At 60.9% G+C, this 21,349-nt stretch carries 16 protein-coding genes; 5 read left to right on the forward strand and 11 right to left on the reverse strand.

Annotated elements, in window-relative coordinates:
• Window positions 1-1,872: 1,872 nt before the first annotated feature.
• From P0D80_RS21435 to P0D80_RS21445, 3 genes are all read right to left on the reverse strand, one after another.
• A complete protein-coding gene (locus tag P0D80_RS21435) occupies window positions 1,873-3,087 on the reverse strand; it encodes a porin (RefSeq protein ID WP_408175389.1) in 1,215 nt (404 codons plus the stop codon).
• Between the two features lie 55 nt (window positions 3,088-3,142).
• Window positions 3,143-4,594, reverse strand: coding sequence for an APC family permease (locus P0D80_RS21440; RefSeq protein WP_408286598.1), 1,452 nt, complete (start codon window positions 4,592-4,594; stop codon window positions 3,143-3,145).
• A gap of 280 nt (window positions 4,595-4,874) precedes the next feature.
• Complete coding sequence (locus tag P0D80_RS21445; protein WP_408286599.1) at window positions 4,875-5,879, reverse strand: AraC family transcriptional regulator; 1,005 nt, start codon at window positions 5,877-5,879, stop codon at window positions 4,875-4,877.
• Between the two features lie 198 nt (window positions 5,880-6,077).
• Here P0D80_RS21445 and P0D80_RS21450 point away from each other — a divergent pair, with 198 nt between their 5' ends.
• The 4 genes from P0D80_RS21450 to P0D80_RS21465 all read left to right on the forward strand — a co-directional run bounded on the left by P0D80_RS21450 (window position 6,078) and on the right by P0D80_RS21465 (window position 11,626).
• On the forward strand, window positions 6,078-8,063 hold the full coding sequence (locus tag P0D80_RS21450) for a primary-amine oxidase (protein WP_408286600.1): 1,986 nt from the start codon (window positions 6,078-6,080) through the stop codon (window positions 8,061-8,063).
• Window positions 8,044-9,054 carry a hypothetical protein gene (locus P0D80_RS21455; RefSeq protein ID WP_408175393.1) on the forward strand — a complete coding sequence of 337 codons (1,011 nt, stop codon included), beginning with the start codon at window positions 8,044-8,046 and terminating at the stop codon, window positions 9,052-9,054. The genes P0D80_RS21450 and P0D80_RS21455 overlap by 20 nt, the downstream gene beginning before the upstream one ends.
• 37 nt (window positions 9,055-9,091) lie before the next feature.
• Window positions 9,092-10,570 carry a phenylacetaldehyde dehydrogenase StyD gene (styD, locus tag P0D80_RS21460; protein WP_408286601.1) on the forward strand — a complete coding sequence of 493 codons (1,479 nt, stop codon included), beginning with the start codon at window positions 9,092-9,094 and terminating at the stop codon, window positions 10,568-10,570.
• 120 nt (window positions 10,571-10,690) lie between these two features.
• Window positions 10,691-11,626 (forward strand): LysR substrate-binding domain-containing protein, encoded by a 936-nt coding sequence (locus P0D80_RS21465; protein ID WP_132374619.1) that lies wholly within the window; start codon window positions 10,691-10,693, stop codon window positions 11,624-11,626.
• 128 nt (window positions 11,627-11,754) lie between these two features.
• Here P0D80_RS21465 and P0D80_RS21470 read toward each other — a convergent pair whose 3' ends face one another.
• From P0D80_RS21470 to aldA, 4 genes are all read right to left on the reverse strand, one after another.
• Window positions 11,755-13,416 (reverse strand): GMC family oxidoreductase, encoded by a 1,662-nt coding sequence (locus tag P0D80_RS21470; protein ID WP_408286603.1) that lies wholly within the window; start codon window positions 13,414-13,416, stop codon window positions 11,755-11,757.
• A gap of 70 nt (window positions 13,417-13,486) precedes the next feature.
• Window positions 13,487-14,704, reverse strand: coding sequence for a mandelate racemase/muconate lactonizing enzyme family protein (locus P0D80_RS21475; RefSeq protein ID WP_408286605.1), 1,218 nt, complete (start codon window positions 14,702-14,704; stop codon window positions 13,487-13,489).
• Window positions 14,705-16,027: an MFS transporter gene (locus tag P0D80_RS21480; RefSeq protein ID WP_408175398.1), complete on the reverse strand. Its 1,323-nt coding sequence runs from the start codon at window positions 16,025-16,027 to the stop codon at window positions 14,705-14,707. It lies immediately after the preceding gene.
• Between the two features lie 150 nt (window positions 16,028-16,177).
• Window positions 16,178-17,614, reverse strand: a complete 1,437-nt coding sequence (gene aldA / locus P0D80_RS21485) for an aldehyde dehydrogenase (RefSeq protein ID WP_408286607.1) — start codon at window positions 17,612-17,614, stop codon at window positions 16,178-16,180.
• A 282-nt stretch (window positions 17,615-17,896) separates the two neighbouring features.
• Here aldA and P0D80_RS21490 point away from each other — a divergent pair, with 282 nt between their 5' ends.
• Complete coding sequence (locus P0D80_RS21490) at window positions 17,897-19,063, forward strand: porin (RefSeq protein ID WP_408286609.1); 1,167 nt, start codon at window positions 17,897-17,899, stop codon at window positions 19,061-19,063.
• Between the two features lie 118 nt (window positions 19,064-19,181).
• Here the strand turns inward: P0D80_RS21490 and P0D80_RS21495 are convergent, their stop codons facing one another.
• The 4 genes from P0D80_RS21495 to P0D80_RS21510 all read right to left on the reverse strand — a co-directional run bounded on the left by P0D80_RS21495 (window position 19,182) and on the right by P0D80_RS21510 (window position 21,322).
• Window positions 19,182-19,547 (reverse strand): ArsR/SmtB family transcription factor, encoded by a 366-nt coding sequence (locus P0D80_RS21495; RefSeq protein WP_408286612.1) that lies wholly within the window; start codon window positions 19,545-19,547, stop codon window positions 19,182-19,184.
• Window positions 19,531-19,992 carry an SRPBCC family protein gene (locus P0D80_RS21500; protein ID WP_408175402.1) on the reverse strand — a complete coding sequence of 154 codons (462 nt, stop codon included), beginning with the start codon at window positions 19,990-19,992 and terminating at the stop codon, window positions 19,531-19,533. The genes P0D80_RS21495 and P0D80_RS21500 overlap by 17 nt, the downstream gene beginning before the upstream one ends.
• Before the next feature lie 105 nt (window positions 19,993-20,097).
• Window positions 20,098-20,586: an MgtC/SapB family protein gene (locus tag P0D80_RS21505; protein ID WP_408175403.1), complete on the reverse strand. Its 489-nt coding sequence runs from the start codon at window positions 20,584-20,586 to the stop codon at window positions 20,098-20,100.
• A gap of 61 nt (window positions 20,587-20,647) precedes the next feature.
• On the reverse strand, window positions 20,648-21,322 hold the full coding sequence (locus P0D80_RS21510) for a type IV pili methyl-accepting chemotaxis transducer N-terminal domain-containing protein (RefSeq protein WP_408286616.1): 675 nt from the start codon (window positions 21,320-21,322) through the stop codon (window positions 20,648-20,650).
• Window positions 21,323-21,349: the final 27 nt, after the last annotated feature.

Here is a 21,349-nt window from a genome sequence, read left to right on the forward strand (position 1 = left end):
CCTGTATAGCTTGCCGAGCGCCTCGGTGCCACGCAGCCGCACGGGAGACAGGACCGGCACACCGCGATCAACCGGGAACGCCTCGCACGACACGCTCAGGGTGCGTGACTGGCTGGGGTTATACATGGACACTCCCTGGACTGACTTGCACCAGTAGGTCTTCGCGTTTCTTCATACGCTTTAGCCCGCTCAAATTTTAAATTTTCATTATCAAATTGGATTTTGCTAGGCGTATATAGGACAACTGTCAAAATTGGTCAACGCGATAAAGTAGATAGGTATTTCGCATAAGCAGGCGAATGGTTGATCGAAGACATAAGGGGCACACTGTTTAAGGCAGGGAGAGAGTTTCCCGACCAGATGCTTTGCACGGGATTGTCGGATCGAGCGAACCGCAGGGCATAAAAACAAACCCGCCGGGGGGCGCGCTAAATGCATACGCACGAATCGAAACCGGCCGGGGAGGCCGTTATGTTCCGCTCGCATACGCAGATCGATTAACCGCCATCCGGCGGGATTCACCAATTGGATGAATCTGCATCTCGCGCGAGGTCATCTCCGGATACGGTTGATTCTGTACAGCTGCATGCTTTCACCCGTGCCTGAATGATGCATCGCTAGCCACAGGTCCACATCGTATTCGCGGTCAGGATGGCGCTTTATCATATTGGCAATGGGACGCGCAGACTGGTACGCCCGCACAGTCTCATGCGATCCCGGCTTGAACAGTGCGTCGCCTGGCTCAAGCTGTTCGATCTGCCAGGTCAGCGACCCCGCAACCAGTTCGCCCGCCCGGGTGGTCGGTCTATGCGGGTGTGCCGCATAGATCATTGCGCCCCCCGGGTCCGTGGTCGTCGCTAGTGCTTCCCGCCCGGGCGTTGCTACCGCGCTTTTCCGCACGTTCCTTATCCGCGACTTCTGTCACAGGCTCTGGATTCTGGTCCGTCTGTAGCATTGTCAGTGCCTCCGCTAAGAGAGCCGCACTATAGCAACGCTGAAAGCTGGCAGAAGAACATCACGGCGTCATCCTCCGTTTGCCGGTGGATCAGATGCTGCCCTTTGCGAAACGAAGATAAGGGGTCGTTGCGCGTCCGATCGAGCGGTACTCCGAGGGGAAAAAATAGGCTTGTTACTGCTAATACTTATGAAAGAAGCCCCACCGCTCGTCAGGCATGCATCGCGCACCATAGATGCAAATGCGCCGTTTGCGGGGTCTGTTTCGAGGAAAAGCACGGTGCGCTTGGTGCGGGTTACATTGAGGTGCATCACCTGAATCAGGTCGCGGACATCGATGAGGAGCACCTGATCGATCCAATCACGGACCTTCGTCCCGTGTGCGCAAACTGCCACCGCATGCTTCACAAGCAGAGCCCCCCTGTCCATAGACGAACTCAGGCTGCGTAGCGGCCCGGCGAACGGGAAGTCGGCTACCAGCGAATCGTTCAAATAGCCGATGGGTTGTGGCGTCAATCCTGAGTCTGTTTGCCGACTCGCCCATCCTTTCAGCCTCTCTCGCTGCGGCTAACGACGGTTGCACGTCCACAAGACGTCGTTGAGGGCCTTGCCCGGGCGAGCATCCGAGGCGGGTCGATCAGGGGCGGTCACAGCAGACGGGCTGCTGGTTAAACGCACCAAATCCAACCGAGCAGCGGGTCGCAGAAATTCCCCTATAGCTCCCCTAACAGATAGGGGAAATTTTCCCTGTCGGGGTAGAAGCGCTCAAACCCTTACCGGATAAGGCTTTGCGCAAGGCAGGGTTTCACCCAAGGTTGCCCCGCCCAGGGGCAACGCCAATAGACCGACAAGATTCCAAGGAAAGGCCCAAAACCCCAAAAAGACCACATCCAATTCAACCACCCAAAAAAACCAACCTCAAAAATTATGCCGCAGCCCCACAATCACAGAAACCTGCTTATCCGTATCCGAATTAACGATATTCGGAATCTGCGCCAGGTTCTCCGTCGCGCCGGTTGCCGGGTCAATCCCTAATCCAGCCCCTGAGGACTTCTGCCCAATCGCGACCGCATAAACAGCGGTGCGCTTGGACAAGCTATACACAGCACCGAGGTTGATCTGATGCACGCGAGTAGAAGCACTGCCGCTCGGCTTGGCGTCATTGAAAATATAAGCAAACCCTAGCTGCAAATCCGGCGCGAGCGCATAAGTCGTATTCAACTCGGCAATATCGAACGACACATCAGCCCCGGCAGGCCGCGCCGCACTCGCAATGTACTGACTCTGCGACAACCGCGTATGCGTATACGTCACCGCCACATTCGCCTTGCCGAACGAATACGAACCCCCTGCCCCAAAAATCCGTATCTTGCTCGCATCCTGCAACAGACAATACGACGCGTCCGCATTCGCACAGCTGAAGTCGCCGATATAGCCACTCGTGCCCCCCAACGCCGCCTGCAATGGCTGATTCAACTCCAGATACCCCGCGCTCAGCGACAACGGTCCCTGCGCATAATTCGCCGCCAGCGCCCACCCCTTGTTCTGCGAAAAATTCCCCGCCACGCCACCAAGGCTGAACAATCCCCCAACGGTAAACCCGCCAAAACTCGGACTGATGTACTTGATCGAATTGTTGAAGTTGAACGCCTCGTTCAGATTGTCGACGTCGCCGAAATGGGAACCGTACAGCGTGGCCCAGTTATTACTCGATGCATACGCGCCCATGTAGTCCGAGAACGGATCGTATTGCCGGCCGAACGTCAGCGCGCCATACGTCGAGTTGTTCACACCGACCCACGCATTGCGATTGAACAGCGTATTCGATTGCAGCATCGCGCCGCTGCCGATCAGAAAGCTGTTCTCCAACGCGAAGTTGACCGTCGTGCCGCCGCCGATATCCTCCGTGCCCATCAAGCCCCAGCGCGACGGCACCAGATTGCCGCCCGCCAGTTGATAGTTCGCGTGTCCGTTGGTGTTGCCGTCGGCGAGCGTCGTCTGCTGGTTGTTCGTGTAGACGAGGCCGGCGTCGACCGTGCCGTAAAGCGTCACCGAAGATTGCGCGTGCGCGCCCATCGAAAGGCCGAACGCGGCCAACGCAAGCGCCGAGCGCTTGACGAAAGTGTCTGCCATGATTGTCTTGTCGAGAAGTGAGGTAGGTGGTTGTCGCGCGATTCGCGCGTTTCCCTTACTGACCGAAGCGCGCGTAGATATCCGGGCGCTTCTTGCGCAGGATGAGACCGATCACCACGCCGACCAGCGCCACCGTGAACACGATCCAAGGGAAGGATTTGACGATCGGACTATCGGAGCCGCTGAGCGCATCGAGGTTGCGCACCAGAATCACGCCGATATACAACAGGCCGAAGCCACCCACCAGCGGTGCGACGAACGAGTGCCATACGCGTGTGTCCTTGCGCGTCTTGCGGAAGAACGCGATCACCGAAAAACTCGTCACCGCCTGCAACATCACAATGCCGATCGTGCCGAGCGCCGAACTCCAGCTGAACACGATGTTGAACACGTCGCTGCCCGCCGCGATGAAAAGTCCGAGCAGCACGCACACGGAGAGTGTCTGCAGATAGCTCGCCACATACGGCGAACGATATTTTTCGTGCACGCGGTTGAGTGCTTGCGGCAGGATGCCTTCGAGACTCAGCGCATGGATATAACGTACCAGCGTGTTATGAAACGACAGCAGGCTCGCGAAGATACTGCTGAGCAAAAGGAAACTCATCACCGTCGTCACCGCGCCGCCCAGATATTTGCCGGACTGGATGAACCAGAAATCGCCGGGCTCTTTGGTCGCGACCGTGACCACATCGGCAAGGCCATACGCGCAGACGATCGTCCACGTGACGAAAGCGAAGAACACGAGAATCAGCATCACGGATACGTACGTGGCGCGTGGCACCGTCACCTTCGGATCGCGACATTCATTGCCGTATATCGCGGTCGCTTCGAAACCGATGAACGAGGCAAAGGCGAACATCACCGCAATGCCAAGGTGACCGCTGAACACATGCTGCGGTGTGAACGGCGCAAGCGTGAGGCCGTTAGGTCCGCCGCCATGCACGACGATCGCAATTGCGAGCACCAGCAGAATGCCCAGTTCGAGACACATCAGCACGCCGAGCAAGCGGCTATTCAGATCGATGCCGCGGATGCCGGTGAATTGCACCACGGCCACGCAGATCAGCGAATACCCGTACCAGGGCAACGCGGTATGCAAAAGCGGCGAGAGGATCACCGTGCAGAAGAAGCCAAACAATCCGTACAGCGCGATCTGGATGAACGTGTACGACATCAGCGCGACGAGCGCTCCGGCCATGCCCAGCGGCCGCCCGAGTCCGGCGGTGATATACGCGTAAAACGCGCCGGCGCGCACCACGTGCCGGCTCATCGACGCAAAGCCCACGCTGAAAATCAGCAGCACCGCGCCGGCAATCACGAACGCGCCCGGAATGCCCGCGCCGTTGCCCAGACTGATCGCGGGCGGCACCGCGCCGAGCATGCCCGTCAGCGGCGCGGCCGCCGAAATCACGAGGAACACGATCTGCCATAAGCCCAGCGTATTGCCTTTCAATTCCACGGGGTTCTCCGCGTCGACCGCTCGGGTCGGAGAATAGGGTTCACTCATCGCTGCCTCTTGTGTGTTGGCTAGTCTGGGACTCGCCTGAACCCCGTACCGCTGATCCAGGCGCTCACTTGACCGATCTCCGATGCTTCGGTGTGAGCGCATGGTAGGTAGCTAAAAAATAAAGCGACTTCGCGAACCGCGCCAAATTTTCGATAATTTGCGCCAATGCGGGAAGCCCGAGTGCGGTGCTTTGCAGCGAATACTTAGGAACCTGAATTATTCTCGCGCGGCAATGGCAAAGCCGCGCGATACTTTCAGAGTGAAAGAAAATGCACCGACGTCACGCGCTATTCTTTTTCCAGTTGCGTGTGGCGCGCCACAAGACCGTGGCATCGGCATAACCAACGGCGCGTGCAATCGCCGCATTGGTAAGCTCTTCTCGCTTGAGCAACCCTTCGACGCTACGCTGCCGTTCCTCGCGCACGATCTGCCGCACGGATGTGCCCTCCTGCGCGAGGTGCCGTTGCAACGAGCGATGCGAGAGACCGAGATCCTTCGCGATGTCGGCGACGATCAGCTTTTCGTGCGCGAGCCGCCGCGTCACCAGATCGCGAACCTGTTCGACGATGCTGTGCGGCATCGCATCCCGCGCGATCAGATCGGTGGCGTGGCGCTCCATCATGCGCGCCATTTGCGTGTCGGCGCTTTTGAGCGAAGCGTCGAGATCCTGGGGCCGCAGAATCAAGCCGTTGAAAGGCTTCTGAAAGCGCACCGGCACGCGAAAGATACGCGCATACGGTTTGAGATCGGCTGGCGCAGCGTGTTCGAAATGCACTTCGACCGGATTCCACGCGGCGCCGCGCACGAGCCGAACCATGTGGCACATCGTCGAAAGACTGTATTCCGCATCCTGCCGGCGCGGCCAGATTTGCGGACTGGCGATCTGGTAGGTCCAGATCGGCCATTCGTCGTCGCGCAGCAATTCGCAGGTGGTGGTGTTCTGCCACGACGCGAGCGCGAGCGAAAACTTGCGCATGGCCGCATTCAAGGTCGGCGACGAGAGAAACACCAGACCCGCCGGCCCCACCTCCGTCAATTGCAATTCACTGCCGAGCCGCAGGCCGAGCGCGGACTCGCCGAGCACCTCGGCGGCGCGCTCGAACGCCGTCACATAGCGCGTCAGCGGCAGAATTTCATAGGGATTCGACAGGAGCTTGCGGCTCATGCCGAACTCCTCCAGCAGCGCGTCGCATTGCGCGCCCGATGCATCGAGTGCGCGCACAACCGGTCCCATGACCGCGGCGCGGATCATCGGGAAACTGCCGTTGAGCGTGACTTTCTTCATGCTGAGCGTCTCCTCTCCAGTCTTCGCTGATGGTGGCTCGTGTCATTCCTCTTGGCGCACTTTATCGTTCATTTGGCGCGATAGGCAAGCGCGAAAATATTATTGGGTTCCTACGATTTGCCATCGACTCAGCGTTCGCCGCGCCTCATTCGCCTCGCGAGCACGCTGTCCGGTCCAGCAACTTCTTACGGGAATCTTATGAACACGAATGCCACGAAAGCCGCTCACGCCCCCGCTCATCCGCTCGACCCGCTGAGCGGCGCAGAAATGCAACTCGCGTGCGACCTCGTGAAAGCCGCCGAAAAACTCGATTCGCACGCGCGTTTTCCGATGGTCGAATTGCGCGAGCCGCCGAAAGCCGAAGTGGTGGCATTCAAGACCGGCGAATATTTTTCGCGCACGGCCTTCGTGCTCGCAATCGATCGGTCGAATGGCGCGACGATCGAATTCGACGTGGACCTGAGAGAAAAGAAAATTGCCGCGCGCCGTGTCATGCCGTTCGGCGCGGCGCCTTACGGCCAGCCGCCCATCATGATCGACGACTTCATGAACGCGGAACAGATCGTCAAGAGCGATGAAGCATGGCGCGTGGCCGTGATGAAGCGCGGCCTCAGCGAAAAAGATCTGGAACGCGTGCAGGTCGATCCGTTCTCGGCGGGCTGTTTCGATCGCGAGAACGAAAACGGCCGGCGTCTGGTGCGTTGCGTGAGCTACTACCGCGAGACCCTGACCGATAACGGCTACGCGCACCCAATTGAAGGCGTGATGGCCGTGGTCGATCTGCTCGAAAAGAAAGTGATCGAACTGGTGGACGACGGCCGCATCATTCCGATTCCGCGCGCCAAGCATAACTACGACACGCCGAGTCTCGGCGAGCCGCGCAGCACGCTCAAACCGCTGTCGATCAATCAACCCGACGGCCCGAGCTTTACGATCGAGGGCTGGCAAGTGAACTGGCAGAACTGGAACTTCCGTGTCGGCTTCACGCCGCGCGAAGGGCTGGTGCTGCATCAACTGTCGTGGGACGACGGCAGGAGCACGCGCCCGATCATCTACCGTGCGAGCGTCACGGAAATGTGCGTGCCCTACTCCGACCCGAGCACCAACCACTACTGGAAAAGCGCGTTCGACGCGGGCGAATACGGTCTCGGCAAACTGGCGAATCAACTCGAACTCGGTTGCGACTGCCTCGGCACGATCCGCTATTTCGACATTCCGTCCGCAGACGATTTCGGCAACGCATTCGTGATGAAGAACGCCGTCTGCATGCACGAAGAAGACTACGGCACGCTCTGGAAGCACTACGAATTCCGCACCGGCGTGTTCGAAATGCGCCGCTCGCGACGCCTTGTGATTTCCTTCTTCGCCACCGTCGGCAATTACGACTACGGCTTCTACTGGTATCTGTATCAGGACGGCACGATTCAACTCGAATGCAAGCTGACCGGCATCGTGCAGACCTCGGCGGTGGCTGATGGCGACACTTATCCGTGGGGCGGCATGATCACGGAAAACCTCGGCGGCCCGACGCATCAGCACTTCTTCAACGCGCGCTTGCACATGATGGTGGACGGCGAGCGCAACACGGTGACCGAACACGAATTCGTGCCGCGTCCGATGGGCGAGAACAATCCGTACGGCAATGTGTTCGACACGACCAAACGCGTGTTGAAAACGGAAAGCGAAGCCGCACGTGTGGCGAACGGCAGCACGGGTCGCTACTGGAAGGTCAGCAACCCCAACGTGAAGAATGCCGTGGGCGCAAATCCGGGCTACAAGCTGGTCGTCAACGACTCGCCGCTGATGCTGGCCGACGAACGTTCGAAGGTGCGCCAGCGCGGCGGCTTTGCCACGCGTCACGTGTGGGTCACGCCGTTCGATCCGGCTGAGCGCTATGCGAGCGGCGACTATCCGAATCAGCATTCGGGGGGCGACGGCCTGCCGCGCTATATCGAGGCGAATCGCAACATCGAGAACGAAGACGTCGTGCTGTGGCATAGCTTCGGCCACACGCATGTGTGCAAACCCGAGGACTTTCCGGTGATGCCGGTGGAGTACGCCGGTTTCATGCTCAAGCCGAACAACTTCTTCTCCCGCAACCCGACCATGGACTTGCCGGCCGAACGTGATCTGAACAGCGTCGAAGACGGCAAGTCCACGAATCATGGCTGCTGCAAGCACTGATCCGGTCGTGCCTCGCGCACGGCACGCCGCTCTCGCATGCATGCTGTGCGCAAGTGCGGCATGCGTGTGCCTCGCGGGTGGCGGCGCTGCGCTGTTGATGCAGGCCGCTCTCGGTCGCCACGCCACCGCGCTGTGGATGAGCGCGCTGATGCTGGCGGCCATGATGAGCGTGCCATTGCTGATGTCGCGCTCATCGGGCCGCTACACGATGCTGATGAGCGCCGCGACGCTCATCATGACGATCAGCGCAATGAATAGCGTACCGGCGTATCTGAATGGTTCAGCGCATGGCATCGCCATTGCCTTGCTGATGATCGTGACGGGCTTCTTCGGCATGCTGTTATACCGTTTGCTCGCCAACGCCGAATCGCGTCACGACGTGGATCGCAGCAGCGCGCATGACTCCGACTCGGTCAAGGCGGCGACTCCTTCAGGCGCAACGGCTCTGCTCGCGTTGCTTGCGGGACTGTCGAGCGGCAGTCTCGCCCGCTTCCAGCTCTTTGCTATTTGTGGCCTAAGCGGCGCACAGCCTTTCTGGCACATTGCGCTTTCACTTGCCGCAGTCTGCGCGCTGGCATTCATCGCCGATCGTTCGCGCGGCCATCGCATGCTGATGGTGTTGTACATCGCGCGTGCGGCGCTAATCGCCACGCTCGCGGCAAGCGACAGTCCCACACTCGCGCCGCTTGCGGCAGCGATCTTCCTGATTCTCGACTGCCTGACGATTCCCGCACTAGTGAACTTGCGCGGCAACTCGACCAGCGTATTGCGCGCGAGCTGCCCCGGCGTCGCGCATCACATCGGCATGGTGCTGGGCGCGGCGTTATCTACCACACCCTACTTTTTCGGCGACGGATTCGTTGTGCTGTACACATTGAGCGCGACGGCGAACGTGATCTGTGCCGCGTCGTTAGCAACGCACTGGCGTGCAAGGCAACACATCCACCTTCCCCCAAGTCCATACCGCCGTCAGGCGAACCCTTCCGGCTAGCGCCACGGCCACTCACCCCCAACGGAGACGAACCACCATGACCGAACACAAGCTAGCGGCCACGTTGCCGCGCACCATGTTCATCAACGGCGAAAAAACCGGTAGTGCCGCGGGCAAAACCTTTCCGGTCTTCAACCCGGCCACCGCCGAAGAAATCGCGCAGATCCCCGACGCATCCGAAGCGGATATCGATCACGCGGTCACAACCTCGAAGGCGGCCTTCGAATCCGACGCCTGGCGCAGAATGCCGCCGGCCGTTCGCGAGGGCCTGCTGCTCAAACTGGCCGACCTCGTCGAGCGGCACAGCGACGAACTCGCCACGCTGGAAACGCTGAATCAGGGCAAGCTGATCGGCTTCTCGAAGATGCTGGAAGTGGCGGGCAGCGTCCAGTGGTTGCGTTATATGGCCGGCTGGGCGACCAAGATCGAAGGCACCACCTTCGATCTGTCGATTCCCTTCCCGCCTAGCACGCGTTACAACGCGTCGACCAAACGCGTGCCGGCCGGTGTGGTCGCGGCGATCGTCCCGTGGAATTTCCCGCTGCTAATGGCAGTGTGGAAGATAGCCCCGGCGCTGGCCTGCGGTTGCACCGTCGTGCTCAAACCCGCCGAAGAGACTCCGTTGACCGCCATCCGCCTCGCCCAACTCGCGCACGAAGCGGGTTTCCCTGCCGGCGTATTCAACGTGGTCACTGGCCGTGGCGAAACCGCTGGTGCGGCGCTCGTGCGGCATCCGCTGGTGAACAAGGTCACGTTCACCGGATCGACCGAAGTCGGGCGCATCATCGGTCGTCAATGCGCGGACGACCTGAAGCGCGCGTCGCTCGAATTGGGCGGCAAGAGCCCGGTGATCGTGCTCGACGACTGCGACCCGCGCAAGGCGATCGAAGGCGCGGCCGGCGCGATCTTCTTCAACCACGGCCAGGTTTGCACGGCGGGCTCGCGCCTGTATGTCGCGCGCTCCATTTATGACGAAGTCGTGCAAGGCATTGCCGCCGTCGCGGACGGCATCACGCTCGGCTCCGGTTTCGACGCGGCGACGCAGATGGGCCCGATGGTCTCCGCGCGGCACCGCGACAAGGTGGCCGGCATGATTGCCCAAGGCAAGGACGAAGGTGGCGAGATCCTCTCGCGCGATGCCCACGTGGACCGCGACGGCTACTTCGTGCGTCCGACGGTGATCGCCAATCGCGCCTGCAAACCGCTTTCCGTCGTCAAGGAAGAGGTGTTCGGCCCTGTGCTGGTCGCCATGCCCTATGACGACCTGGACGAAGTGCTCGCTCAGGCAAACGCCTCCGCGTACGGACTCGGCGCGAGCGTGTGGACCAACCAGCTCGACAAGGCGCTGCGGCTCGTGGACGGCATCGAGGCCGGAACGGTATGGGTCAATACGCACAACATGGTCGACCCGGCCATGCCGTTCGGCGGCTTCAAGGCATCCGGCATCGGCCGCGAACACGGCAAGGCGATCATCGACTCGTATACGGAGAGCAAGTCGATCTGCATCGCTTACTAACGATGTGATGCCTGCGCGGCGCGTCGCGAGCAAGGCAACGCGCCGCGCAGGCAAACCAGTAAAATACCGGGACATCGCGCTACCGCGCCTTACCTCCGGTCGAACATCTTGAAACGCAAAATGCCCGCGCTGAATGCGCTGAAAGCCTTCGAAGTCGCCGGCCGCACGGGCAGCTTCACCCGCGCCGCGGAACTGCTCAACGTCACGCAAAGCGCGGTTAGCCGACAGGTCCGGCAGCTCGAGGCGCAACTGGGCGAGACGCTCCTGCAGCGTCACCATCACCATCTGGAACTGTCGGCTGCCGGCCGCATTCTTCTGCAAGCGCTGCAGCAATCCTTTGACCGCATCGAACTCACGGTTCGCGGCCTGCAAGAAAAAACCCACCGCAACCGCCTGCGCATCAATGCGCCGCCCACCTTCACGAGCCGCTGGCTGATGCCGCGCCTCGGCCGCCTGCGTGATGCGCATCCGCAACTCGAACTGAGTCTGTCGACCCGTGTCGACGATAACCTCGCGGAATCCGGTGTGCTCGACTGCGCGATCCGCTTCGGCAATGGCGAGTGGGAAGGCGTCGACAACCGTCTGTTGATGAGCGAGCGGCATATCGCCGTCTGCTCGCCCGCCTTGCTCGCACGCCAGGCAGGCCGCGCCGCGATCGACCTGAATCAGTTCACGCTGTTGCACGTGCTGGCGAGCGCCGATCAGCGCTACCTCACCTGGCAGCATTGGCTGAAGGCGGCGGGGATTGAAAACGTGGATACTCGTGGCGGTTACGAATTCGATCTGCTCGATCACGCGATTCGCGCCGCGATCGACGGGCTCGGCGTGACCATCGCCGACCGTCATATGATCGCGCGCGAACTGGCCGAAGGCCAACTCGTGCAAGTGCTGAATGTGCATGTGGACGGGCATCAGTCGTACTGGTTCGTCACGCGCGCGGAACAGGATGAACTACCGCACGTCGCGTTGTTCCGCGACTGGCTGCAACAGGAAATCTGGTTGAGCGGACGGGCGCTCGATGCATCGGAGTCGGCGCCATTGAGCGACGCGGGTTGAGGCGCTGAGTGGCATCGCGGTGCGCCCTATGCACCGCTTCGAACGAAAAAAACGCGCCGATGCGATGCCATCGGCGCGGTTTCACACTACGTGGCTGCTAGCCCAACACCGCCAGGCCAATCAAACCATCAAGCCGCCGCGGCCATCTCCACTGCCGCGGGCCGATACGCAACTTCGCTCGCCGCATCCTCGAGAATCATGTCGGCGCCCTTCTCCGCCACCATCATGGTCGGCGCATTGATATTGCCCGACGTGATATTCGGAAAGATCGACGCATCCACCACGCGCAAGCCGTCAATGCCGTGCACACGCAAACGCGCATCCACCACCGACGTGCGTGGATCGTCGCCCATCGCGCACGAACCGCACAGGTGATAGATCGACCCCGACTGCTCGCGGAAGTACCGCAGGAATCCTTCGCGCGTATTCACCTGCGGTCCCGGCGAGATTTCCTCGACCGTGATCGCCTTCAGCGCCGGCGACGCCATCACCTTGCGCACCAGTTCGCAACCCTGGATCACTTCGTCGATGTCCTTCTCCGTGGTCAGCGCGTTGATACGGATCTTCGCGGCGTCCTCGGCGCGATTCGACGCGATCTCGATCGAACCGCGGCTCGTCGGCCGGCACGGATTGAACGCCAGCAGAAAGCCCGAGTACGGTTCAGGTTCGAGATTCGCCTTGTTGCTCTTCGGAATGCGGTACGACAACGGATTGAAGTACAACTGCAGATTCGGCTGCGCTTGCTGATCGTTGCCTTTGAAGAACCCACCCGACTGATTCACGCTCATCGCGAGCGGCCCCTTGCGCGTCAGCAGATATTGCAGACCGAGCTTGAGCTTGCCGAGCAGCGGCCGCATCTCGTCGTTCAGCGTCTTCATGTTCGCGCGATAGTAGAAGCTCACGCACAGATGGTCCTGCAGATTCTGGCCCACGGCGGGCAGTTCCTTGACCATCGCGATGCGATGCTTCGCCAGCAGTGCGCTGTCGCCCACGCCGGAGAGTTGCAGCAGCTTCGGCGAATCGACCGCGCCCGCCGACAGAATCACTTCGCGCGTCGCCATGAATTGCCGCGTGACGCCGTTCTGCGTGACGCTCACGCCGATCGCGCGTTGGTCGCCGTCGAATAGAACGCGGCTTGCCAGCACGTCGCGCTCGACGGTCAGATTCTTGCGCGACAACACCGGGTGCAGATACTCGAAGCTGCTCGATGAGCGCTGGCCATTACGCGTGTTCACGTCGTAGATGCCGGCGCCTTCGAATTGCGCGCCATTGAAGTCGTCGCTGCGCTGATAGCCGGCCTGATCGCAGCCCTTCAGGAACACGTGGCAGATCGGATGCACCGCATCTTTCATCGGCGAGATGCGGATCGGGCCGTCGGCGCCGTGATATTCCGTGTTGCCGAGCGGATGCGATTCGAGCTTGCGGAAGTACGGCAACACGTCGCGAAACGCCCAGCCCGTGTTGCCGGCGGCGGCCCAATCGTCGAAATCGTGCGGCTGGCCGCGCACGTAGATCATCGCGTTGATCGAGCCCGAGCCGCCCTGCACCTTGCCGCGCGGACAATAGATCGGCCGGTTGTCGAGTTCTTTCTCCGGCTCGCTGTAGTACATCCAGTTATAGGTTTCGTTGTAGTACGTCTTGGTGAAACCCACCGGAATCTTGAACCAGAACGAGCTGTCCTTGCCACCCGCTTCGAGCAGCAGCACCGAATATTGGCCCGACGCCGACAGGCGATTGGCGAGAATGCAGCCCGCCGAACCCGCGCCGACGATGATGTAATCGTAGTTCATGCTCTATGTCGCCAGACGGCGCTCAATCCATTGAAACGTAGTGGTGAAACCCGCCAGACTCAAACCGCGCTCAACCCTTGGCCGGCGCGAGGTCTTTCACATCGGCCGGTTGCGCCGCCATCTGCAGATGCAGACGCTCGTCGGTGTAGGGCGTGTGCTGCCTGACGACCTCCATGTTCAGTTCGACGCCGAGACCCGGTTCCTGCGACGGAATGATGTAGCCGTCTTCCCATTGAATCGGCTTCTTCAGCACGGCTGCATGAAAACCGTCCCACGTGCCGATGCTTTCCTGAATCAGGAAGTTCGGCGTGCACGTCGCGAGCTGAATGCTGGCCGCCGCGCCGATCGGCCCGTTGTACAGGTGCGGCGCAATCTGCGCGTAGTACACCTCGGCCAGCGTCGCGACTTTCTTCGCTTCGAGCAGGCCGCCCACGCGTGCCACATTCAGTTGCAGAATCGACGCGGCGCCGGCTTCGAGCAGCTTGAAGAATTCGTACTTGGTGGTGAGGCGCTCGCCGGCCGCAATCGGAATGCTGGTGTGCTGCGCGACCTGCGCCATCGCGCCTTCCTGACCCGGCGGCACCGGCTCCTCGAACCACAGCGGATCGTATTTTTCGAGGCGTTTCGCGAGCCGGATCGCCGACGAGGGCACCATCTGCCCATGCGTGCCGAACAGCAGGTCGGCCTTGCTGCCCACTGCTTCACGTACACGGCGGCAGAAAGTTTCGCAACGTTCCAGCACTTCCATCGACAGTTGATGACCCGAGTACGCCGTGTACGGTCCGGCCGGATCGAACTTCACCGCAGTGAAGCCGCGATTGACGTTTTCAAGCGCGCATTCGGCCGCCAGATCGGGATCGTCGTAGTCGTATTCGCCGCGGCTGTTCTTCGGGTACAGATAGGTATATGAACGCAGGCGCTGATTCACCATGCCGCCCAGCAACTCATACACCGGCTTGTTAGCCGCCTTGCCGATAATGTCCCAGCACGCCATTTCGAGGCCGCTGACCACGCCCATCATCGTCAGATCGGGGCGTTGCGTGAAACCGCTCGAATACGCCTCGCGCCAGAGCCGCTCGATGTGATGCGGGTCCTTGTCGAGCAGATAGCGGCCGAATACATCGTCGATGATGTGGGTCATCGCTTTCGGATGGAACGTCGCCGAATAGATTTCGCCGACACCTTCAATCCCGCAATCGGTCTTGAGCTTGACGAAGATCCAGTACATGCCGCCCACATGCGGCGGCGGTACGGCGACGATATGCGTTTCGAGCGAGGCAACTTTCATTTACGCACCTTCCTTTCTGTTGAGCATGTTTCTCAGCGCGAGCCCGGCAACGCCGCCGAGCGCCGCCATGGCGGCCACATAGCCGAAGTAGAGCTGGTAGCCGAAGACGCCTGGAAACGTCTGCGTCAGATAGCCGTTGATGAGCGGCAGGAACACGTCCGGCGAATAACCCAGCACGGAGATCAGGCCGATCGCGAGGCCCATCGTGGTCACCGGAATATTGCAGCGATCCAGCAGCGACCAGTACAGGCCGCGAATCGCGTAAGTCAGAATGCCGATGAACAGCACGAGGAACACCAGCAGCGCGTGGCTCGAAATACGCGGCGCCGCCATCAGGCCCACCAGCGACAGCGCGGCGAGAAAGAGCGCGATCACGAGCACCGAGACCTTCGAATAGCGGTCGCCGAGAAAGCCGCCGCCAATGCCGCCGATCGGCCGCATCCACAGCTTGAGCGTGGTGATCGTGCCGGCCATCACGACCGTCAGGCCGATCTCGCCTTCATGCAGATAGGCGGAGAAACTGTAAGTAGCCCAGAACACCTGGTACCCGCAGAACACGATGGCGGCGACCAGCCACAGTTCTGGAATCTTCGCGAGCGTCTTCAGATCGACCAGCACGTTGTTGCGTTGGCGCGCGGCGCGATTGGCGGCTGCATCTTCGGTGCCTTGCGGATCTTTGACGAGTGCGAGCACGACGCCGAGCGCAATGCAAAGAAACGCGTACATGTAGACCACCAGCTTGAAACCGGCCGCGACCGGTTCGCCTTTGGTCTGCGTCACCCATGCGAACAGCGTGATCGCGATGGTCGCGAGCATGGCTTCGATCAGGCCGCGTCCGCCGTCGAGCAAGCCGAAGAAACGGCCCTGCTCATGCGTGCCGGCAATCATGGTCACGCGCTTGATGACCGCGGCCCAGAACGTCAAGCCGGTCGACAAACCCCAGCCGCCGAAGATCATCATCAACATCGGGAACGATGGTGCGGTCGAATACCACAGCCCGAGCACACCGGTGGCGATCAGCGAAAAGCAGATCAGCAAACGCGGCGCGATCCGGTCCGCGAGCCAGCCGCTCGGCAGATAACTCAACAGAAAAATCGTGCCCAACGACGAATACAGATAGCCGAGCTGGCTATCGGTGATGTGGAACACTTCGAGCATCGTTGGCTGATACACCTGCCGCAGATACAGAATCGGGTAGATCGCGCCGGCTGCGATCACCAGCAGGATGAGCTGGATATAGCGTTGCGCCTTACTGTTTTGCAGGGCGGCCTCTTCGTCGCTTAAAGCGAGCGAAGCGTCGGTTCGGACGGGTTGAGATGACACGTGAGCGCTCCTCAGAGACAGCGCCAGCCCATCGGGCCGCCCGGTCTCCAATATGTTTTGTTATGGACTGGCAGCAGATTCGCCGCGCTTTTCAGGTTGCAAAGGAGACACGCGCCGTCGTTTCAACGTGCGGCGCGTGCCGGTTCGGCTTCAGTACTTCATGACCACGAGACGGGTCTGGGTGAATTCGAGCATGCCGTGCTTGCCGTCGTCGCCGCCGAGGCCCGAACGTTTCCAGCCGGCGTGAAAGCCCTGATACGGATCGGCCGGCGTACGGTTCACGTACAGCTCGCCGGCTTCGATGCCGTTGGCAATCTTCATCGCACCGCGATAGTTCTCCGTATACAGCACCGACGAGAGACCGAATTGATGATCGTTGGCCATTTCCAGCGCTTCGTCGAGCGTGCGGTATTTGACGACCGGCATGATCGGACCGAAGGTTTCTTCCTGGATGATTTCCATGTCCTGACGGCAATTCGACAGCAACGTGGCCGGATAGAAGAAGCCTTTGCCTTGCGGCAGCTTGCCACCGGTTTCGAGCGTGGCGCCCGCTGCGATGGCGCGTTGAACCATCGCGTGGATCGACTGGCGCGACGCCTCGTTGACGAGCGGACCCATCAGCGACGGCTGCTCGCTGCGATCGCCGCTCTCCACCGCGCTCATGTGCTTTTTCAGCAGCGCGACGAAGCGGTCATGCACGCTTTCCTGCACATAGACCCGTTCGATCGCCGTGCACAACTGTCCGCAATGCGTGGTCTTGGAGGCGACCAGGTCACGCGCGGCTTTCTCGAGATCGGCATCGGCCTCGATGATCGCGGGTGTCTTACCGCCCAGTTCGAGCGACGGCTTGGCGATGTTCGCCTTGCAATATTCGAGCACCTTGCGGCCCGCGCCGACGCTGCCCGTCAGCGTGATCATGCCGACCTTGGGATGCGTGCAGAGCGCTTCGGCGGTGGCATGGTTCATCGCGAGAATGTTCACGACGCCCGCCGGCAAACCGGCCTTCTCCACCGCTTTGGCGATTTCGAATGCGGACGTCGGCGTGTTGTTGCTCGGGCGCACGACGACCGTGTTGCCGGCGATCAGCGCCGGCGCCACTTTACGCATGAACGTATAGACGGGGTAGTTGAACGGGATCAGGCACGCAACCACGCCGATCGGCTCGCGATGCAACACGAGGTTTTCGTCGCGCGTATCGCTCGGAATCACTTCGCCTTCGATGCGGCGCGCCCACTCTGCGTGATAGCGCGTGATCTGGCCGGCGTAGATCGCTTCGTTGGTGGCGTCGGCCACGCTCTTGCCCGACTCCAGCGCGAGCGCCGCGCCGATGGCCGGCGCGCATTCGGTCAGCGCATCGGCAAGCTTGTGCAGATACACCGCGCGCTCGGCTGAAGGCAGCTTGCGCCAGCCCTTTTGCGCGACCGCGGCGGCATCGATCGCCGCGATGACTTCCGCTTCGGTGGCGCCGGTGACATGGGCGATCACGGCCTCGGTGGCCGGGTTGCAAACGGCGATGAGCTCGCTGCTAGCGGTGTCAGTCGCGGGTTCGATGAACCGGCCGTTAGCAAAATTCCGATCGAGTCGCATGGTCGTCTCCTGAAAGCATGGTGCGAAAAACGCATTGCCCTCGGCTATGGCTTGCATGCCAAAGGTGCATGAACGGAATTTTTCTCCGGGGCACTGCCGGCCACAAGCGAATAATTCGCGGGACAAACATTCGAAAAAATCATGTTTATCCAGGGATGTGCCTCATACGCGTTTGCCATCCCAAATAGCAGAATCCGGGCTTTGCCAAAAAGCAGCGGGCGTCGAACGGCTTCAGCTCTGTCCGAAATTCGGCCCGCTCACCACCAAGGTCTGGAGCTCACGATGAAAAAGAACCGCATTGCCACCGCCGCATTCACGGCGCTCACGTCACTCGCTTCGCTGGCGGCGTCCCCGGCCTTCGCTCAAAGCAGCGTGACGCTGTATGGCGTGCTCGACGAAGGCATCGACTACACCAACAACGCGGGGCACGGTGCGGTCTGGGAAATGGTAAGCGGCTATGCGCAAGGCAGCCGCTGGGGCATGAAGGGTTCGGAGGATCTGGGCGGCGGGCTGAAGGCCGTGTTTCAACTGGAAAACGGCTTCGACGTGAGTTCGGGACGGCTCGGCCAAGGCGGCCGCATGTTCGGCCGCCAGGCGTACGTTGGGCTGAGCGACGGCCGTTTCGGCACGGCCACGCTCGGTCGCCAGTACGATTCGGTGGTCGATTACCTCGCGCAGACCACGGCCAACGGCAACTGGGCCGGCTACCTGTTCGCGCATCCGTATGACAACGACAACACCGACAACTCGTTCCGTCTCGGCAATAGCGTGAAATACGCGAGCCCGGAGATGGCGGGCTTCCAGTTCGGCGGCGCGTACGCCTTCAGCAACGACACCAACTTTGCGAACAACCGCGCGTATAGCTTCGGCGGACAATATGCGAACGGCGGCCTGCTGGTCGCGGCGGCCTATATGCAAGCGGACAATCCCGGCGCGGGTTCGACTGGCGCGATTACCGCGAACGACGCGAGTTTTATCGCCGGACGCATGCGGGTGTTCGGCGGCGGCATCAACTACACGTTCGGTTCGGCGACCGCCGGTTTTGCCTACACCAATTCGAACTACAAGAATCCGACCGGCAACGGCTATATCGGCGTTCCGCTGGCCGCGCCGGGCGTGACATTGAATACGCTGAAGTATCAGAACTTCGAAGTGAACGGCAAATACCAGTTCACGCCGGCGTTCTTCGTCGGCGCTCAGTACGTGTACACGATGGAGACCTACGATGCGTCGTCAGGCAGCGTGAAGCCGAAGATCCACTCGGTGGGCTTGATGGCGGACTACAACCTGTCGAAGCGTACCGACGTGTATGTGCAGGGCGAGTATCAGAAGGTCGCGGGCGATTCGACTAACTCGATTCTCGACAATGCGTTCATTCCGGGTGTGCAGGCGCCGTCTTCGACGGGCACGCAGGTCGCTGTTCGGGTTGCGCTGCGGCATAAGTTTTAAGGGGGCTGGCGCAGGTGGATTGTGGGGGCGGCGGTAGCCTTTCTGGGGTGTTCAAATTTTTTCTTTGTTCACGTTCCGTATACAACGCGGGTTTTCTGAACGCCCACGTCGGCATCCCTCACTCCTCCACCGCCGCCTTCAACCTCGACAGCGCGTGATCCCACTGCCGCGAGATCGCGTCGAGCGCGCGGCGCGCTTCGTCGAGATGGGTGGGCTCGAATTCCCACAAGCGTTCACGACCCACCTTGACGTCGCGCACGAGACCCGCGTTGGCGAGCACCTGCAAATGCTGCGTGACGGACTGCCGCGTGATGTCCGTTCCCGCAGTGAGTTGCGCGATCGACATCGCGCTGCCCGCGCACAACACGGCGACCAGCCGCAGACGTGTCTCATCGCCGAGCGCGGCGAAAATCAGCGCGGAACTGCGCAGCACCGACGCCTTCAGATCCGCTGCGCCAAACGCCTTCTTAACCCTTGGTGACATGCTGTTCGATGTTGGCCATCTGCTCTTCCCACCCACCGTTATTCATGCGGAACGCTTCTTCACGGCGGCCGGCGGGAAGCTGATCGAAGCCCGACTCGACTACGCGCAACAACGTGCCCGATGCGACCTCGGTCAACTCGAAGACGACCAGGGTAGTCGGCTCCGGCGAATAGTCCACCGTGATGTCGACCGCGGCCGGATGCCAGCGCCACGACAGGTGATGCTCCGGCTCGACGCGCTCCACATGCACGTCCATGACGAGATACTCGTAACCCGGATAGGTAATATTGCCCTGCACGGACTGGCCGGCCACGAACTGCTTGCCGGTAAGATTCACGCCGAACCAGTTGCCGAATTCCTCGGCATTGGACAACGCGCGCCAGACCCGCGAGCGCGGCGCCTTCAGCAGAATCTGTTTTTCAATGCGATCGGTCGATGTGTTCATATGCAGCCTCCTGATTGCATATTAGGAGCAACGTGATCAACATGCAAGTGATTGCCTGCATGTTTCGATGGCGTTTTTTCGTAGGAACGAGAGCCTGCCACGTCCCTACTTCTCTTCCTGTTCGCGACTTTTGAACAGGCGCGCACTCGATAGAATGGCGAGCGCGATCACTACGCTGAGAATCGCCGTGGCCTCGCGCCCGAGCCCCGCCGCCACGCCGACGCCCGCGCTCAGCCACAGGCTTGCCGCCGTCGTCAGGCCGCGCACCTCGCGCTCGGCACTGAGCTTGATGATGGCGCCCGCGCCCAGAAAACCGACACCGGACACGAGTCCTTGCAACACCCGGCTCATGTTGTCCTGCGAGAACCCGGCCTGCAGCGGCACGACCACGAACAAGGCCGCGCCGACCGACACCATCATGTGCGTGCGCATGCCGGCGTCGCGCCGTGACATCTCTCGCTCGAAACCGAGTATGCCGCCGAGTATCAACGCGAGTCCGAGGCGCATCAGGACCTGCAAGACGTCGGCCATGCTGCCGAGGTCGGAGAATTCTGCCCGGGCGACTGCCCACACCGCGTGCCACCAGTTGTCCATTACATTTGCCCGACAGTCCGGAAAACGCCAAGCATACGGCAATAACGCAGCACTGCGTGGCTCATCCCGCCGTCGTCTTCTTCACGAACGCGCTCACCACAGCCTCCAGTTCCTTCGTGATCGATGTCATCACGCCGGCCACCACGGCGAACTCGCGGCCGGTCACATGCGCGCGGCTCGCCACGATCTGACCGTTGAACGAGACGATATGCGCTTCTTTCGCGATCGCCTTGATCCGCTCGATCAACTGCTGTTGCTCTTTTTTCTGCAAACGCGCTATACGCCGGCTTTCCTGTTCATAGACAGCCGTAACGCCGTGCAGATGCGTCAACAACGGATCGACGGAATCGACCAGGGCATTCAACGCATCGTCCGCGCGCGGTGAAGCGCGCCCGATCGCGTCCAACGCCGCCGAAGCCAGTGCGATGAAGTCCGCGATCTTCCTCGCGACATTGTCGTGGCCGTGAAATGCTTCGCGCAACGCTGGGGAAAACAGGCCGGGCAGACCATCGCGGCCCTGGGTCAGCACCGTGTGGCTGTCGGTAAATGTGTTCAGAGTATCGCGTGCGATCGCCAGCGCGCCGTCGAACTGTTGAAACGCCAGCATCGCCTTCAACACGATGCGCTGCGAGAGCATCCGCTGACGCCCCGCCAGATTGATCAACGAGCTCAACGCCTCGCTGGAGACGTCCGCTTCGGACGGTGGTGCGTGAACCCGTTCTGTCGTGATGCTCATGTCGACTTCTTTTTGATTTTGATCGGC

The sequence above is a fragment of the Paraburkholderia sp. RL17-373-BIF-A genome, from assembly GCF_046030175.1.
GTDB lineage: Bacteria > Pseudomonadota > Gammaproteobacteria > Burkholderiales > Burkholderiaceae > Paraburkholderia.